General features: G+C 42.3%; 13 protein-coding genes, 2 tRNA genes and 1 pseudogene. 7 read left to right on the top strand and 9 right to left on the bottom strand.

The features are described 5' to 3' along the window. Positions 1–116 precede the first annotated feature (116 nt). A complete protein-coding gene (ompR, locus tag BJN41_RS04205; protein WP_004974415.1) occupies positions 117–881 on the bottom strand; it encodes a two-component system response regulator OmpR in 765 nt (254 codons plus the stop codon). Positions 882–1,228: 347 nt separating this feature from the next. Between ompR and BJN41_RS04195 the strand changes: the two genes are divergently transcribed. After that, positions 1,229–3,580, top strand: coding sequence for a Tex family protein (locus BJN41_RS04195; RefSeq protein ID WP_070153574.1), 2,352 nt, complete (start codon positions 1,229–1,231; stop codon positions 3,578–3,580). Between the two features lie 88 nt (positions 3,581–3,668). Here the strand turns inward: BJN41_RS04195 and BJN41_RS04190 are convergent, their stop codons facing one another. From BJN41_RS04190 to BJN41_RS04180, 3 genes are all read right to left on the bottom strand, one after another. Beyond that, entirely contained in the window at positions 3,669–3,980 is a 312-nt protein-coding gene (locus BJN41_RS04190; RefSeq protein WP_019838218.1) for a hypothetical protein, read from the bottom strand. Positions 3,981–4,191: 211 nt separating this feature from the next. Then, the gene (locus tag BJN41_RS04185; RefSeq protein ID WP_019838217.1) at positions 4,192–5,079 is read right to left on the bottom strand and encodes an SDR family NAD(P)-dependent oxidoreductase; all 888 of its coding nucleotides are present in this window, start codon (positions 5,077–5,079) and stop codon (positions 4,192–4,194) included. A 307-nt stretch (positions 5,080–5,386) separates the two neighbouring features. After that, a complete protein-coding gene (locus BJN41_RS04180; protein ID WP_070153571.1) occupies positions 5,387–6,664 on the bottom strand; it encodes an O-acetylhomoserine aminocarboxypropyltransferase/cysteine synthase family protein in 1,278 nt (425 codons plus the stop codon). Positions 6,665–6,946: 282 nt separating this feature from the next. Here BJN41_RS04180 and ettA point away from each other — a divergent pair, with 282 nt between their 5' ends. Further along, entirely contained in the window at positions 6,947–8,608 is a 1,662-nt protein-coding gene (gene ettA / locus BJN41_RS04175; protein ID WP_019838215.1) for an energy-dependent translational throttle protein EttA, read from the top strand. A gap of 121 nt (positions 8,609–8,729) precedes the next feature. Here the strand turns inward: ettA and BJN41_RS04170 are convergent, their stop codons facing one another. The 5 genes from BJN41_RS04170 to BJN41_RS04150 all read right to left on the bottom strand — a co-directional run bounded on the left by BJN41_RS04170 (position 8,730) and on the right by BJN41_RS04150 (position 11,406). After that, the gene (locus tag BJN41_RS04170) at positions 8,730–9,071 is read right to left on the bottom strand and encodes a membrane protein (RefSeq protein ID WP_026438243.1); all 342 of its coding nucleotides are present in this window, start codon (positions 9,069–9,071) and stop codon (positions 8,730–8,732) included. A 152-nt stretch (positions 9,072–9,223) separates the two neighbouring features. Then, positions 9,224–9,299, bottom strand: a tRNA-Glu gene (locus tag BJN41_RS04165). Between the two features lie 36 nt (positions 9,300–9,335). Then, a tRNA-Ala gene (locus BJN41_RS04160) sits at positions 9,336–9,411 on the bottom strand. 57 nt (positions 9,412–9,468) lie between these two features. Then, the gene (gene gltX, locus BJN41_RS04155; RefSeq protein WP_070153568.1) at positions 9,469–10,977 is read right to left on the bottom strand and encodes a glutamate--tRNA ligase; all 1,509 of its coding nucleotides are present in this window, start codon (positions 10,975–10,977) and stop codon (positions 9,469–9,471) included. 141 nt (positions 10,978–11,118) lie between these two features. Then, the gene (locus tag BJN41_RS04150) at positions 11,119–11,406 is read right to left on the bottom strand and encodes a hypothetical protein (RefSeq protein ID WP_070153565.1); all 288 of its coding nucleotides are present in this window, start codon (positions 11,404–11,406) and stop codon (positions 11,119–11,121) included. A 404-nt stretch (positions 11,407–11,810) separates the two neighbouring features. On the opposite strand from BJN41_RS04150, the pseudogene BJN41_RS04145 reads away from it, so the two are divergent. From BJN41_RS04145 to ftsI, 5 genes and pseudogenes are all read left to right on the top strand, one after another. Then, a pseudogene (locus tag BJN41_RS04145) lies at positions 11,811–12,868 on the top strand (RNA-guided endonuclease InsQ/TnpB family protein). 209 nt (positions 12,869–13,077) lie between these two features. Beyond that, entirely contained in the window at positions 13,078–14,091 is a 1,014-nt protein-coding gene (locus BJN41_RS04140) for a sulfate ABC transporter substrate-binding protein (RefSeq protein ID WP_070153561.1), read from the top strand. A gap of 197 nt (positions 14,092–14,288) precedes the next feature. Further along, a complete protein-coding gene (gene rsmH / locus BJN41_RS04135) occupies positions 14,289–15,200 on the top strand; it encodes a 16S rRNA (cytosine(1402)-N(4))-methyltransferase RsmH (RefSeq protein WP_070153558.1) in 912 nt (303 codons plus the stop codon). Positions 15,201–15,211: 11 nt separating this feature from the next. Then, entirely contained in the window at positions 15,212–15,541 is a 330-nt protein-coding gene (gene ftsL / locus BJN41_RS04130) for a cell division protein FtsL (protein ID WP_070153555.1), read from the top strand. 12 nt (positions 15,542–15,553) lie between these two features. Beyond that, positions 15,554–17,377 carry a penicillin-binding protein PBP3 gene (gene ftsI / locus BJN41_RS04125; protein ID WP_070153553.1) on the top strand — a complete coding sequence of 608 codons (1,824 nt, stop codon included), beginning with the start codon at positions 15,554–15,556 and terminating at the stop codon, positions 17,375–17,377. Positions 17,378–17,385: the final 8 nt, after the last annotated feature.

The raw sequence follows: 17,385 nt of genomic DNA, 5'->3' as shown, positions 1-17,385 counted from the left end.
AAATATACTTGTTATTAGAATGTGTGTTCTTTAAATCATTGCGCAATGATCGGTGTGCGCATAAATGTTGATCATTGCATGAAGATGTGAGGCTTAAGCCTCACATCATTTTCAACTTATTCCGCACCATCTGGAACAAATACATAACCTACACCCCAAACCGTTTGAATATAGCGTGCACGAGCAGGGTTTTCTTCAATTAAACGACGTAAACGTGACACCTGAACATCAATCGAACGCTCCATCGCACCCCATTCACGACCACGCGCTAAATTCATTAACTTGTCACGGGTTAAAGGCTCACGAGGATGTTGTACCAACGCTTTGAGTACTGCAAATTCACCTGTAGTTAGGGTCACGACCTGACCTTCACGGGTTAAAGTGCGGGTCGATAAATCGAGTGACCATGGGCCAAAACCGACCACTTCCATTTGCTGACTTGGTGCGCCCGGAACTTCTCGCACTTGACGACGTAATACGGCACGAATACGTGCTAACAGCTCGTTTGGATTAAATGGTTTTGGCAAATAATCATCTGCACCTGCCTCAAGTCCTGCAATACGGTCTGAATCACTGCCGCGAGCCGTGAGCATAATAATTGGCGTGTCGATATTAGATTGACGTAAACGACGGCAAATACTTAAACCATCTTCTACAGGCAACATAAAATCCAACACGATTAAAGAGAACAGTTCACGTTGTAACAAACGATCCATTTGCGTTGCATCGTGGGCAGTTTTAACCACAAAGCCCTTGTCTTCCAAAAAACGTTGTAACAGGGTACGTAAACGCACATCATCATCCACAACGAGAATGCGTTCAACGCGGTCAGTTTCGCTGTGTACGGTATCTGTTTTTTCAGCAGGTACAACTAAACTCATGATGTGCTCCTTTATTCTTTATTGTCATCGTAAACAAAAAGTTGAGTTGGCTTTGAGTATACGATTCATTGGTATCTTTTGCATATGCTCTAAAGCAACAAATATTGCAGATAAAATCAAGACATAGATACTAAATATATACAGCATTCCCCTGTTAAAAACTGACATATTTGCCCGTTTAAGTCTAACATCAGCCTGAATTTTATTTAGATTTATAAAATTTTGCCGAATTGGCAAAAATCGCCAAAACACCACCATTTATAAAATTCATAAAACAATTGTGGATTTTATAGTCTTGGTCTTTATAATCATGGCTTTTAGTACTTATCCTTGTAGGATCACACACGATGACTGACTTAGTTCAGCAGTTAGCAAAAGAACTTGCCGTACGACCAAATCAAGTAGAAGCTGCCATCAAACTGATTGATGAAGGTGCTAGCGTTCCATTTATTGCACGTTACCGTAAAGAAGTGACGCAAGGTTTAGATGACACGCAGCTACGTCAGCTCGATACACGTTTATCGTATTTACGTGATTTATATGAGCGTCGCGAAAAAGTAATAGAATCACTCAAAGAACAAGATAAATTATCTGATGATTTATTGGCACGGGTAAACGCTGCTGAAACCAAAAATGCCTTAGAAGAAATTTACGCGCCTTACCGTCCTAAACGTACTAGTAAATCGTTTAAAGCCAAAGAAGCAGGTTTAGGCCCAATTGCAGCGCAAATATTTGCAGAACAAGTCGAGCCAAGTGAAGCTTTAGCAGGCTTTAGTCATGCAGAATATCCAGATGTAGACAGTCAGCTAGATGCTGTGCAGCACATTCTGATTGATGAATGGGCACAAAATATTGCGCTAACGACAGAATTAAAAGAAATTTTTGCCAAAACAGCGGTATTAAAAAGCTTGGTTGCTTCTGAAGAGAAAAAAGAAGTGGGCAAAAAATTCCGTGATTACTTCGATTTTTCAGAAAACCTGAACAAAGTGCCGTCACATCGTTTATTGGCGATGTTGCGTGGTCGCCAAGAAAACGTCTTGGGCTTAAAAGTTGATGGTGAAGACAGTGCACCTTTGGCACGTATTGAAACTGAATACAATTTAGATCAGATTCAGCCGCAAGCACGTCAGGACTTTTTAAAGCAAACTGCAAAATTGTTCTGGTTGGGTAAAGTGCGTCCACAAATCGAACATTCATTATTGACTGAAAAACGTTTGGCTGCTGAAGCCGAAGCGATGGATGTCTTTGCAGAAAACTTGCGTCATTTATTGCTTTCTGCACCTGCAGGCGCACGTTGTACGCTGGGTGTAGACCCTGGTATCCGTACAGGTGTCAAACTGGCTGTGGTGAACCAATCTGGTGATGTAGTTGCTCATAGCACGGTGTATCCATTTGCACCAAAAGAAGACAAAGCAGGCGCGATTGAAGAGATTGCACGTTTATGCCGTGAGCACCATGTTGATTTAATTGCGATAGGTAACGGGACTGCAAGCCGAGAAACTGAAGCGGTGGTGGCAGAAATGATGGCTGCGCACAGTGATTTGAAATTGACGCGTGTATCTGTATCTGAAGCAGGTGCATCGGTATATTCAGCTTCAGAGTTGGCATCGCAAGAATTGCCAGAGCTAGATGTGTCGATTCGTGGTGCAGTGTCTATTGCCCGTCGTTTACAAGACCCATTGGCAGAATTGGTAAAAATTGATCCAAAATCAATTGGTGTGGGTCAGTATCAACATGATGTGAATCAGGCAGGTTTGGCAAAAACCTTAGAAGCCGTGGTTGAAGACTGTGTGAACTCGGTAGGTGTTGATGTCAATACGGCATCTTCAGCAATATTGGGTTATATCGCAGGTCTGAATAAATCAATTGCACAGCAAATTGTAGATTATCGTAAAGAACATGGCCGTTTTGATAACCGTCAAGCCTTGAAAAACGTACCACGTTTAGGCGAGCGTACTTTTGAACAAGCCGCAGGTTTCTTACGTATTCAAGCAGGTTCTGAGCCTTTAGATGCCTCAGCTGTTCACCCTGAATCATATGGTTTGGTAGAAAAAATTGTGGCTGCTAAAGCGACTACAGTCAAAGACATCATTGGCAATACCGAAATTATCCGTTCAGTGAATGCTGAAGAATTTGTGGATGATCAAGTCGGCTTACCTACCATTCAAGATGTTTTATCTGAATTGGAAAAACCAGGTCGTGACCCACGCCCTGAATTCCGCACGGCTAAGTTCCGTGAAGATATTACTGAAGTGGCACAGTTGACTGAAGGCATGCAGCTTGAAGGTGTGGTGACCAATGTGACGAACTTTGGTGCATTTGTAGATGTTGGCGTGCATCAGGATGGTTTGGTGCATATTTCTGAGTTGGCCAATGAGTTTGTGGCTGACCCACATAAAGTGGTGAAACCAGGTCAAATCGTGCAAGTGCGTGTGTTACAGGTTGATGTAGAACGTAACCGCGTGAATTTATCGATGCGTCCTGAAGGTTCGGCTGCACCTGCAAAAGCGGCGCGTGCGCCACGTCGTGATCAAGAGCAACGTACAGAGCGTAAGCCACAGGCGAAACGTCCGCAACAGGCGCGTCCGCAGGGTGATCGTCCTCAGGGCAAAAAGCCGCAAGCTGCTAAACCGCAAGAAAATAAAATTGGTGGTTTAGGCGCATTGTTGTTACAAGCAGGGATTAAAGGTTCGAAGTAAGTTTTAATTACGCAAACAAAAAGCTCCCGAAATTCAGGAGCTTTTTGTTTTGTGGGTATACTTTACTCTACAGTTTGATTAATCATTTTTAAATCAACGGCACAATCCAGCTCACTAAAATCAGCATGATTCCCAAATGCCCAAGTTTACGTGTCACTGCCACTAGTTTTGATGGTGGTGCTTCAAGTTGGCGAGCATATTCCTGAAGATTTAAACCTTGTGAGGCTTTGCTGCTAAATAAAAATACGCCTAAATCAATACAAATTAAAATCGTGCCTACATCGGCAACAACCTCTAAGAGTTCATATTCTTGCTGATAAAGCGCCGTTGCAACCTGATAACTTAAAAATAAGGCAAAGGCAAAACAGCCATACTGTAAAATGAGGGCTAGTGCTCGCATAATCCATTCAAAATACTTAAAACAGCTGTGTTATAGCATAAAAATAAGGTGCAATTGAATGTTTTGTTCAAGCTGCATGGATATAAGATTAGGCTTGTTAACGTTATCTCTTGCAGTAGATGTTGCAAGATTGAAATAACGTAATATGAAATGATCGGAAATAAAATAGGCGATCCGTAGATCGCCTAAAGAAAACTTGAATGTGTATAAATTACCAGTGTTCACCTGGGAACAAGCGTGCATATGCCTTTTGTACCCAGTTCAGTTTTTGCTGCTCGCCTACAGAAGCGGAAGAGCTTGGGAATAGGTTATAACCAATCGACATAAGTTTGTTGTTGATGTCTGGTGCAATCGCATATGTGATTGAAGCCAAACGACCCAAGTGTGTCGCAATTTTCTTCGGACGTTTCACAATCGCATAGGCAATTAAATCTGCTGCTTGCTCAGGTGAAAGGGTGGGTACGTACTTGTAAATTTTGGTTGGTGCGATCATTGGGGTACGAACCAGTGGCATATACACTGATGTAATCGCAATTTTGTGTGTATGCGCTTCTGCAGATAGACAGCGACTAAACGCATCTAGTGCGGCTTTAGATGCCACATAAGCCGAGAAGCGCGTTGCGTTGGCTAATACACCAATCGAGCTGATATTGATGATGTGACCATCTTTGCGGTGCATCATCTGCGGCAAAATATTTAGTACTAAACGTACAGCACCAAAATAGTTGAGCTGCATAGTACGTTCAAAGTCGTGGAAACGATCAACCGACTCGTGTACTGCACGACGGATTGAGCGGCCTGCGTTGTTAATTAAAATATCAATATGATCGACAGAGGCGAGAATTTGTTGCGATACGGCATCAATAGAGTCCATATCGTTTAAATCGCAAGGGAAAACTGAAGCTTTGCCACCACGTGCTTCAATTTCAGCTTTGACTTGTTCAAGCGTTTCCTGAGTACGTGCCACCAAAAGCACATGCGCACCTGCATCGGCTAGTTTATGTGCTACGGTTAAACCAATACCACTCGATGCACCTGTAATAAGGGCAACTTTACCATTTACACGCTTTTGAAAAAGTTTCTCTAATTTTGGCTTCACGCTAATATTCCTGATTTTGATTCCTGAGTTGTCATTTTTATTGAAAGTGCCGATTCAAATTTTAGATTGAATTTGAACTGTTTTCCTTGGCTTTATGATAGCCGATTTCACAAAAAAAGCTATGCAATAAGTGGTTGAATTTAAAAATGAATATAGAGTAATTGCTCTATTTTTGTGATTTGTATATCTTTATTTTTACCATAAACTAAAGCTAATGCAAAGACATACAAAGAAAAATTAAAATAAAAAAGCATCCTGTTGAAATTAATCAGCAGGATGCCAGTACAAAGCTTGAACTGATGAGTTCTTATACAGCTGCTAAAGCTTGCTCTAAATCGGCAATTAAGTCATCGGCATGTTCAATCCCGATGGACAAACGCACCATATCTTCACTCACACCTGCAGCCTTGAGTTCATCTGCACTCAACTGACGGTGAGTGGTGGTCGCAGGGTGGCAAGCTAGACTCTTTGCATCGCCAATATTGACCAAGCGAGTGAATAATTGCAGCGCATCAATAAAGCGAGTTCCGCCCTCTCGACCATCTTGCACGCCAAAAGACAGAATTGCAGAAGGTTTGCCTTTTACATATTTTTGCGCCAACGCATGTTGTGGGTKATCTTTTAAGCCTGCGTAATTAACCCATTTCACTTTTGGATGTGCCTGTAAATATTCCGCGACTTTTTGCGCATTTTCAGTATGGCGTTCCATACGCAGGCTTAAGGTTTCTAAACCTTGTAAAATCAGGAATACGTTATGCGGGCTAATCGCTGCACCTGTGTTGCGTAGCGGTACCACACGTGCACGTGCAATAAATGCCGCAGCACCTAACGCTTCTACATAATTAACCCCGTGATAGCTTGGATCAGGTGTATTTAACGCTTTAAAACGCTCAGGATATTTGCCCCAAGGGAATTTGCCGCTATCGACTATAATGCCGCCAATAGACGTACCGTGACCGCCTATATATTTGGTCAGTGAGTGAATAATAATGTCTGCGCCAAAATCAAACGATTTTTGCAAGACAGGCGTGGCAACGGTGTTATCCACCACCACTGGAATGCCATATTCATGTGCAATTTTTGCAATCGCTTCAAGGTCAATAATATTGCCCAATGGGTTGCCAATTGACTCTACAAAGACCAGTTTGGTTTTGTCATCAATCAGGTCGCGCAAGCTTTCAGGCTGTTGATAATCGAAGAAACGCACCTCAATGCCTTGTTTAGGCAAGGTATGGGCAAATAGGTTGTACGTACCGCCATATAAAGTTGATACTGAAGCAATGTTGTCGCCTGCTTCGGTAATGGTCTGAATGGCGTAGGTAATTGCAGCCATGCCTGATGCTAAGGCCAAGGCTCCAATCCCGCCTTCAAGCGCTGCAACACGTTGCTCCAACACCGCAGTGGTTGGGTTCATAATGCGGGTGTAAATATTGCCTTGTACTTTTAAATCAAATAAATCGGCACCATGTTGCGTATTATCAAAGGCATAAGAAGTGGTTTGGTAAATCGGCACAGCCACGGCTTTGGTGGTTGGTTCTGGGCTATAGCCTGCATGAATGGCCAAGGTTTCATCTTTATAGGTCATGTTTACTTCATCTTCGTGAGTTAAATTGGCTTGAGTCTAGCATTTTTCAATATGAAAGAAAGCGTCAAAATATTGCAATATTTAGCGTGAAAGTTGATATAGCACTTAAGTAGATGGGCGGGTTGCAAGCTTAAAGACGGAGTTGTAACAAAGCATGCAAGATGTTTGAGGTGTCTTATTTTTTCTCTGTATTCAGGTATAATACCCGATTATTTTTTCGCTCATTAGAGCAGGGGCTGCTCATCTGAGCCCCAGATTTGGTTTTCTATTGAGGAGTCCTACGTGGCCCAATATATTTATACGATGAACCGAGTGTCGAAAATGGTTCCGCCTAAGCGCGAAATCCTGAAAGACATCTCTTTATCATTTTTCCCAGGTGCGAAAATTGGTGTGCTTGGTTTAAACGGTGCAGGTAAATCGACGTTGCTCCGTATTATGGCGGGCGTAGACAAAGATTTCTCGGGTGAAGCACGTGCGCAGCCAGGCATCAAAATTGGTTATCTTGAGCAAGAACCGCCTTTGGACGAAAGCAAAGACGTTCGTGGTAACGTGGAAGATGGCTTGCGTGAGCCACTTGATGCTTTGGCTCGTCTTGATGAAGTCTTCGCTGAATATGCAGCTGAAGATGCAGACTTTGACGCACTAGCCAAAGAGCAAGAAAAGCTTGAAGCTATTATTCAAACTTGGGATGCGCACAACCTTACAAACCAGATGGATCAAGCTGCTGCAGCACTGAACCTGCCTGCTTGGGACGCAGACGTTTCTAAACTTTCTGGTGGTGAACGCCGTCGTGTAGCACTTTGCCGTTTGCTTTTGTCTAAACCAGATATGTTGCTACTAGACGAACCGACGAACCATTTGGATGCCTCATCTGTTGCATGGTTAGAACGTTTCTTGAAAGACTTCCCGGGTACCATCGTCGCGATTACGCACGACCGTTACTTCTTAGATAACGTGGCTGAATGGATTCTTGAGCTTGACCGTGGACATGGTATTCCTTACCAAGGTAACTACTCTTCTTGGTTAGAGCAAAAGAACGCGCGTCTAGAGCAAGAACAGAAGCAAGAAGAGTCTTTTGCTAAAGCATTGAAAAAAGAACTTGAATGGGTCCGTTCTAATGCCAAAGGCCAGCAAAAGAAAAATAAAGCACGTATGGAACGCTTTGAAGAACTTAACTCTCGTGAATTCCAACAGCGTAACGAAACCTCTGAAATTTACATTCCACCTGGTCCACGTCTGGGCAACAAGGTGATTGAGGTTGAAGGTATCAGCAAATCGTTCGGCGACCGTACCCTGTATAAAGACTTGAGCTTCTCAGTACCACCATGTGCTATTGTCGGTATTGTTGGTGAGAACGGTGCAGGTAAAACGACGCTATTCCGTATGATGACTGGCGAACAGCAACCAGATACCGGTACGGTAACGCTGGGTGAGTCTGTTAAAGTKGCTTACGTKGGTCAGATTCGTGACACYTTAGAYGACAACAAAACKGTTTGGGAAGAAGTKTCTGGCGGTTTAGACATCTTGCGTATTGGTGAATACGAAATCGCATCTCGTGCCTATATCGGTCGCTTTAACTTCAAAGGTCAAGATCAGCAAAAACGTGTGGGTCAATTGTCGGGTGGTGAGCGTAACCGTTTACAACTTGCCAAAATCCTACAAATGGGCGCTAACGTGATCCTGCTGGATGAACCATCGAACGACTTGGATATCGAAACTTTACGTGCACTTGAGGATGCCATTCTGGTATTCCCAGGTACTGTGATGGTGATCTCGCATGACCGTTGGTTCCTAGACCGTATTGCAACGCACATCTTGTCATTCGAAGGTGAAACACCAGAATTCTTCACTGGTAACTATACTGAATTCGAAGAATATCGTCGCAAACGTGATGGTGATGACTTAGTAACCAAGCGTCAAAAATATCGCAAAATCGGTGTGTAATTATTCCCGACGTTTGTAAATAAAAAACCAGCCTTAGGGCTGGTTTTTTGTGTTTACTCAATCATGCTGATTGAGTATTAAGACAACAGCATGATGTGAAATCTGAAAAGAGTAACAGTGTTTAAACTTCCCACTCATGTGAACATTCACGGCACTTCCATTGCTTTTGCGACTGCATAAAAGCCTGCATGGAAATTTTAAAATCAGGCAAATCACGGTAGAACAAGAAGCCTGCAATCACACACACAACAAATACCGCTACTGTAATGCTTTGTAAGGTCGTGCCTGCGCCATCGCCAAAAATCCACATGGCAATACTAATTAAAACCAGAAGTAATAATACAAATACCGCAGGAATGAGCATCACCAAGCTTTTAGGCACAACAGGACGTGGCGTTGCTTGACCTGCCTGTGCAACAGGCATGATTTTTGGGCTTTGACATTTAGGGCATCGGTATTGCATTACAACTCCAAAATTCTGATCTAATTGTTATTCTAACGAAATGTGCGACAAATAAAAAACAGTCTGTCAGAAAACAGGGCAATAAAAAAGCCCAAGTCGTTGCTTGAGCTTTATTATAAGATGAAGATAATGGATTATATTCATCTTGAATATGGCGTCCCTACGGGGATTCGAACCCCGGTTACCGCCGTGAAAGGGCGATGTCCTAGGCCTCTAGACGATAGGGACTTGATGAGGCAACACAGGTAAAGCCTTATTTAAACTTGGTGGAGTCAAGCGGGATCGAACCGCTGACCTCTACAATGCCATTGTAGCGCTCTACCAACTGAGCTATGACCCCAGTCTGTGTGAGCGCAATATTAGGGCTATTGCGTTCACACGTCAACAAAAAAATGAATTAAGCTGGATCAATTGCATCATTTTTCGGCAATTTGATGCTTTCATACAGTTTTTCCCAGACTTTGACTTCTTTTTTGCTTGGGCCGCCTACAACTTCTAAGGCATTGCGCAAACGTGCAAAAGTTAGGTCAGGGCCAATGGTGACCATGGTTTGCATGACTGGCGTAGACGCAGTTGAACCTGCAATTGCAATAAAGAACGCAGGCATGAAATCACGCAATTTGACTTCCATTTGGTTCGCTAAATCCATCAGGGTTTGGCTCACCGTGTCGTTGTTCCAAGTAAATAGACTTTCTAAACGCCAAATTGCAAATTGCAAGCTTTGACGCACTTGTTCTTCAGACAGTTTTTTACTTTCAAACTGTTCCTTGCTTAAGCTTGGGAAATGGTTGAAGTAATGTGCAGACCAATTGACCGCTTCTGAGAGTAAATGAATACGCGGTTGAATCGCGGCAGCAATCTCTTCCAATTTGGCTCGATCTGCTTTCCAAGCCAATAAGGTATCTAAGAGCTCAGCAGGTGAAAGTGCTTTAATCCATTGACCATTCAGCCAATTGAGTTTTTCTACATCAAAGATAGGGCCGCCCAGTGAGACACGTTGAATATCAAAGTGTTTAATCATTTCGGCTAAAGTGAATTTTTCACTTTCATCTGGCATTGACCAACCCATGCGACCTAAATAGTTCAGCAAAGCTTCAGGTAATACGCCAATGTCTTTGTAGTAGTTGATTGAAGTTGGGTTTTTACGTTTAGATAATTTTGATTTGTCTGGGTTACGCAACAATGGCATGTGGCATAACACAGGCATATCCCAACCAAAATATTGATAAAGCAATTGGTGTTTCGGTGCCGATGGAATCCATTCTTCACCACGAATCACGTGAGTGATTTGCATCAAATGGTCATCGACCACGTTGGCCAAATGGTAAGTTGGCAAGCCATCTGTTTTCAGCAAAATTTGCATATCGACTTGCGCCCATGGAATTTCCACTTCACCGCGCAGCATGTCATTAAATTTACATACGCCTTCGGTTGGCACTTTCATACGAATAACATGCGCTTCGCCTGCCGCTAAACGACGCTGCACTTCATCTGCAGACAAGTTTAAACCACGACCATCGTAGCGCGGGCTTTCACCACGTGCTTGTTGTTCTGCACGCATTTGATCGAGTTCTTCGCTAGTAGCGAAGCAATAGAAAGCATGCCCTTGTTCAACCAATTGCAAGGCGTATTGCTTATAAATATCCATACGTTCAGATTGGCGATACGGTGCATGTGGGCCGCCGATATCTGGACCTTCTGCCCAATTTAAGCCTAACCAACGCAATGAATCCAAAATCATTTTTTCAGATTCAGGGGTTGAGCGCAGTTGGTCAGTATCTTCAATACGAAGAATAAATTCACCACCGTGTTGTTTGGCAAAACATAAGTTAAACAAGGCGATATACGCTGTTCCCACGTGCGGGAAACCAGTAGGAGAAGGCGCGATACGAGTACGAACAGTCATAAGCAAAAATTAATTCAAAATGTAAATTGCAACCATTATAACGAAAAAGCCCAAGTACTTAATGTTAAATTCAACATTCTGTACTTGGGCGTTTCAACTGCATTTGAAAAGGGGATTAAAGGCAGTGAGTTTGATGCAGACTTATGAGTTACCTTGCGGGAATAAGGCTTGTACGAAACGGCTAAAACGCTGATTTTGCAAGGCAAAGAAATTTTGAGTTGGGGCAAGATTAATTGAAGTCAGCACTTTTAAATCATTATTCGATTCAAACTTTTGCTTGTCTGCCTGTTTTTGCTGGGTAATGGCTTTTTCAATTAAAGAGCCTTTTTCCGCAGTTAAATGGGTCTTACTTTCAGTAGACTTGATCACAGCACTGTGACTGACTGTACTTAAAGTGAGTAATGCTGCGCATATGAGTTTAGATTTCATCTTGATTCCCCCCCTTTCCTTTATGAATGAACTCACAATTTATAAATTGTTTTAATCACTTAAATATTTAATCACAAAAACCTTAACAAAAGCAGACTTTCGTCACACTTTCAATAAGATCTTTATCATTATTTACTCACTATATACCGATTTGTCCATTGAGCTTTGGATTAGAACATGTTGTAACAAACAACTGTGGAGATATCGTGAAGATTTTTACAAAAGTCACAATAAAATTAATTTGAGAAGGTTGGTTTGATGTTGTTTATCCACTGGAGCGTAAAACCTCGTGGTTCAGCACGAGGATATAAGCGACTAGGGTAAACCATATGAACGACACGAAATGTCGTTTTAAATACTTGTACTATAGTCATTATTAAGAAAAATATTGTTAAAATAATTGGATGAAGACACTCAAATTACGCATAAAAGACAAACATTGTAAGGTGCTATATCAGTTAGCATCCGAAGTAAATTTTGTCTGGAATTATGTCAATGATTTGTGTTTTAAACATCTTCAAAGAAAACAACAATTCTTTTCAGCATACGACATTGCAAAATACACGAAAGGCACATCGAAAGAATGCAACTTGCACAGTCAAACTATTCAGGCAGTGACAGAAGAATTGGTCACAAGACGCAAGCAGTTCAAAAAAGCAAAACTAAAATGGCGTGTCAGTAATAAAAAATCAGCTAGACGTTCATTGGGTTGGATACCGTTTAAAAAGGTTGCAATCAAATATGCTGATGGCTATGTTCAATATGGCAAGCATCAATTTAAACTATGGGATAGTTACGGATTAAGTCAATACAATATCAAAACAGGCACATTCGTAGAAGATAGTCGTGGACGTTGGTATGTTTGTCTTGTAGTTGATGCAGTCAAAATAGAAAAAACTACGCTAAAACCTCAATTGGCATAGATTTAGGTTTAAAAGATTTAGCGACTTGTTCAGATGGCGTAAAACTTAAAGCACCTCAAATCTATCGGCAATATGAACAAAAACTTGGTATTGCTCAACGTGCAAAAAATAAGAAACGTGTCAAAGCCATCCATGCCAAGATTAAAAATGTACGACAAAACATGCTGCATCAATTCAGCCGAAAACTGGTGAATGAACATGCAGCCATCTTCGTTGGCAATGTGAATGCCAAAGCATTAGCGCAGACCAAACTAGCCAAGTCTGTGTTAGATGCCAGTTGGACAACACTAAGAACCATGCTCAAGTATAAATGCGAGAACGCAGGGGTATGTTATGAAGAAGTCAATGAAGCCTATACCACCCAAATTTGTTCGTGCTGTGGCTCACGCTCCAGTAGTCCGAAAGGTAGAGCAGGACTTGGAATAAGAGAATGGCAGTGTGTGGAGTGCGGTACGCTCCATGATCGGGATGTAAATTCCGCACTGAATATTCTTGCGCTCGGACATGAGCGTCTAGCAGTAGGAATCTCCGTCCTTTAGGTCGGGGAGGATGTCAATCACTTTTCATATATCTAATTCATAAAAAGGTATAAACTTTGAATAACGCTGCATCTTAAATTAAATCTAATAAAAACAAATAAATAAAGCTGAATTCATTGAGTTTAAAGATTTTTTTGTGTTTTTACAAATTGCGCAGCGCCTAAGCATTGCATATATTGAGTGATAGATTAAAAGTGATGTGTGTTGTAATGAAAACTCAATTGAAAGCTTTATTGGCTGCTGCTCTATTGGCAACAGGTTTTGCTGCAACGACTGCTCAGGCTGCAGATCGTCAGTTTTTAAATGTATCGTATGATGCAACCCGCGAATTTTATGATGAATTTAACAAGTCGTTTGGTCAGTACTGGAAAAAACGTACAGGTTTAGACGTCAACTTTAAACAATCGCATGGTGGTTCGGGTAAGCAAGCGCGTTCCGTGGTCGATGGTTTAAAGGGCGATGTTGTCACTTTGGCATTGGCGAATGACATTGAAGAAATTGTAAAGTCAGGTCAAATTCAAGCGGGTTGGCAAAAAGAATTTCCTCATAACTCTGCGCCTTATACCTCGACCATCGTCTTTATGGTGCGCAAAGGTAATCCGAAAAAGATTAAAGATTGGAATGATCTAACCAAACCGGGCGTACAAATTATTACCCCAAACCCGAAAACAGGTGGTTTGCCGCGTTGGGTGTATTTGTCGGCTTGGGGTTATGCAGAAAAGCAACCAGGCGGTTCTAAAGCTAAAGCGCAAGAATTTGTAGGTAAGATGTACCACAATGTAAAAGTGATGGACTCGGCAGCACGTGCATCGATGACCACATTCGCTGAACGTGGCATTGGTGATGTGTTGTTGACTTGGGAAAATGAAGCCCTTGTGACTTTAAAAACCTTAGGCAAAGACAAGTTTGATATTGTTTATCCATCTATTTCTATTTTGACTGAGCCTTCGGTGGCAATTGTAGATCGTACAGTAGAGAAAAATGGTAATAAATGGTTGGCGAAAGGTTATATCAACTATTTATATTCACCTTTAGGTCAGGAAATGGCAGCGAAGCATTTCTACCGTCCACGTAATGAAAAAGTCCTTGCAAAATATGCAGCGCAATTTCCGAAATTAAAAACTTTCACCATTGATGAAGTGTTCGGTGGTTGGGAAAATGCACAAAAAACCCATTTTGTGAATGGTGCGATTTTCGACCAAATTTATAATACTAAGCGTTAAACAGATATCCATTTTCGGCTAATCTTTTATTGGATTGGCACACAAAAAAATCTCTACGGAGATTTTTTTGTGCTTTAAAAAAGTCAAAAACGGTTTTCCCTATGGAAAGTAATATTTATCTACAAAAAGACGTTTGGAGCTTTGCCAAAACAAGGTAATAATGTGCAGTTACATTTTAGCTGTATTGATTGAACCTTATGTCGCATATTTCTGTATTACTTCATGAAACTGTTGATGCCGTGTTGGCAGATCGCAATACAGGAATTTATGTCGATGCTACCTTTGGACGAGGTGGACACACGCGTTTGTTGTTATCCAAATTGGATGCGCAGGCACGAGTCTATGCCTTTGATAAAGATCCACAAGCTTTGGCTGTGGCAGCAGAATTGGCGCATCAAGATTCTCGCTTTCAGATTATTCATGCCAGTTTTGCCGATATGCAGCAAGCTTTAAGTGATTTGGGTGTCACACAGGTCGATGGTGTGATGGCCGATTTAGGTGTGTCGTCACCACAGCTCGATCAGGCAGAACGCGGTTTTAGCTTTATGAAAGATGGCCCGCTTGATATGCGTATGGACAATTCACAAGGTCCGACTGCAGCAGAGTGGTTGGTGGATATTGAAGAAGAAGCCTTAGCCAATGTGATTTTTCAATATGGTGAAGAGCGTTATAGCCGCCGTATTGCCAAAGCCATTAAACAGGCGGGTTATATTGAAACCACCGCGCAATTGGCTGAAATTGTAAAAGTTGCCCATCCGAAGTGGGAAAAAAACAAACATGCTGCAACGCGTACTTTTCAGGCAATTCGTATTGCGATTAATAAAGAATTAGAAGATATTGAAAACTTCTTGCCGCAGGCGGTAGAGGTGTTAAAACCCGAAGGTCGTTTGGCTGTAATTAGCTTCCACTCTTTGGAAGATCGTTTAATTAAACAGTTTATTCAAAAAGAATCGAGCTTGCCTGAAGATTCAGGTTGGGGCTTGCTACAGCAGCAACAAGATACGCGTCGATTGAAAAAAATCTCACGTGTGCGTGCCAGTGATGAAGAAGTCAAAGCCAATCCACGCTCACGCAGCGCATGGCTACGTGTTGCAGAACGATTAGCTTGAAAAGGCCAATAATGAAAACTGAAAACGTTGAAAAAAATCAATCTCAAGTGCGACTGAAAAAAATGGTGGCCTATTTTATTTTATTGGCGCTGGTGTTCATCAGCGCGATTATGGTGGTGTTCCAAGTGTTTGAATATCGCCATGATTATCGTGAGCTGAGTTCTTATATGCGCGAGCGAGATGACCTAAATGCCGAGTGGGGGCGTTTGTTAATTGAACAGCAGACCTTTGGTGCAACTGCACAAATTGGCACCCGTGCGGTGACGCAATTGCGCATGTATTCACCGCCTGCACAGCAAACGGTGGTGATTTCTTTGCCTACAACTTCAGCACAACAATAAGGCGAGTTGCACATGGTCGATACGCGCAAAAAGCAAACCCGAAAGAAACAGCAATCGGTAACTGGAAAAAATGCCATTCATGTAGAAATGTGGCGTTTTTACTTAATGTGGGCTGTGGTACTGCTGGTGTTCGTGGCACTGGTGGGGCGTGCGTTTTATGTGCAAATTGTGAACCATAACTTTTTACAAAACAAAGCCAATGCCAATATTTTAAGAACAGAAAAGCTCAAAGCCATGCGTGGGGTGATTTATGATCGCCACGGTGTGCCTTTGGCAATTAGTACTCCTGTAATGAAAGTGGTGATTGATCCACGTGATTATTTTGACAATAAAAAACTGTTTGAAGAGATTACAGCCGAGCTAGAAAAAAATCCGACCAGTCGTAAATTACAACGCCAATTGCCCGATAAAAACTTGAATTTAGATGAACTTGCCGATGCCGTTGGGATGGATCGTCAAGAACTTAAAAATAAAATGAACGAGCGTCCGCGTTCACGTTATTTGGTTTTGCAAAAAGAAGTGCCGCCGCAACAGGCAGAGCTGATTCTAAAACGTAATTTCCAAGGGGTGTATACCGAGAAAAACTATAAACGTTATTACCCGCAGCCACAGCCGAATGCACAAATTATTGGTTTGACCAACAGTGAAGGCACAGGCATTGAAGGCTTGGAAATGCAGTTGAATACCCGCTTGGCAGGGGTAGATGGCGAACAACAAATCGTACGTGATAAAAAAGGTAACCGTGTCAAAGACCCAGAAGTAGTGAAGGAAGTTGAGCCGGGTGAAAACATTACCCTGAGTATTGACTCACGTTTGCAATACATTATGTATCGTGAATTGACTGCGGCAGGGGTGGCAAATAATGCCCGTTCAGCTACAGCAATTGCGGTGGATGTTAAAACCGGTGAAATTTTAGCGATGACCAGTTGGCCGTCGTATAACCCGAATGATAAAAAAAGTTTGTCCAATAAAGATGCCATGCGTAACCGTGGCGCGGTGGATTCCTTTGAACCAGGTTCGACCATGAAGCCTATGACCGTGGCAATGGCACTGGAAAGTGGCAAATATTCACCGAATACCGTGGTCAATTTAAGTGGTGGCTCAATGCGGGTTGGCAACCATACCATTCGTGATACTCACAACTATGGCTCACYGACTTTGGCGGGGATTATCCAAAAATCGTCAAACGTGGGGGTGGCGAAAATAGCTTTATCTTTACCGTATGCTACCTTACCGACTTTTTATAAGCGTTTAGGATTTGGTGCGCGTTCGGCGGTGAAATTTCCGGGTGAAAGCGCAGGTTTAATCTTGCCGCCAAGCAAATGGAATGTGTCCGAAGTGGCGACCATGTCTTATGGTTATGGTTTGAATGCCACTGTGCTGCAATTGGCAGATGCTTATGCCATGCTTGCCAATAAAGGCGTAAAAATGCCGCTGAGTTTATATAAATTAGAAGAACAGCCCAAAGGTGAACAAATTGTCGATGCTAAAATTGCTGACCAAGTTCTACTGATGATGGAAGCGGTAACTTTGCCAGGTGGTACAGCACGTCAAGCCAATATTCCAGGCTATCGAGTTGCAGGTAAAACGGGTACAGCACATAAACTTCGTGCAGACCGCAAAGGCTATTCACAGACTGAATATCGTGCCTTGTTTGCTGGGGTTGCGCCAGTCAGTGATCCGCGTTTAGCCATGGTGGTCGTGGTGGAAAATCCAAAAGGACAGTATTATGGTGGTTTGGTGGCAGCGCCAGTATTTGCTCGTGTGATGCAAGAATCTTTACGTTTAATGAATGTACCTTTAGATAAACCTTTAGAAACTCCCAACATCCAATAACAGGTGAC

Origin of the sequence: Acinetobacter towneri, assembly GCF_001758345.1 — a bacterium.
In the GTDB taxonomy this organism is placed as follows: Bacteria; Pseudomonadota; Gammaproteobacteria; order Pseudomonadales; family Moraxellaceae; genus Acinetobacter; species Acinetobacter towneri_A.
Note: the sequence above shows the minus strand (reverse complement) of the source record. Positions and strands in the feature narration are given on the sequence as shown.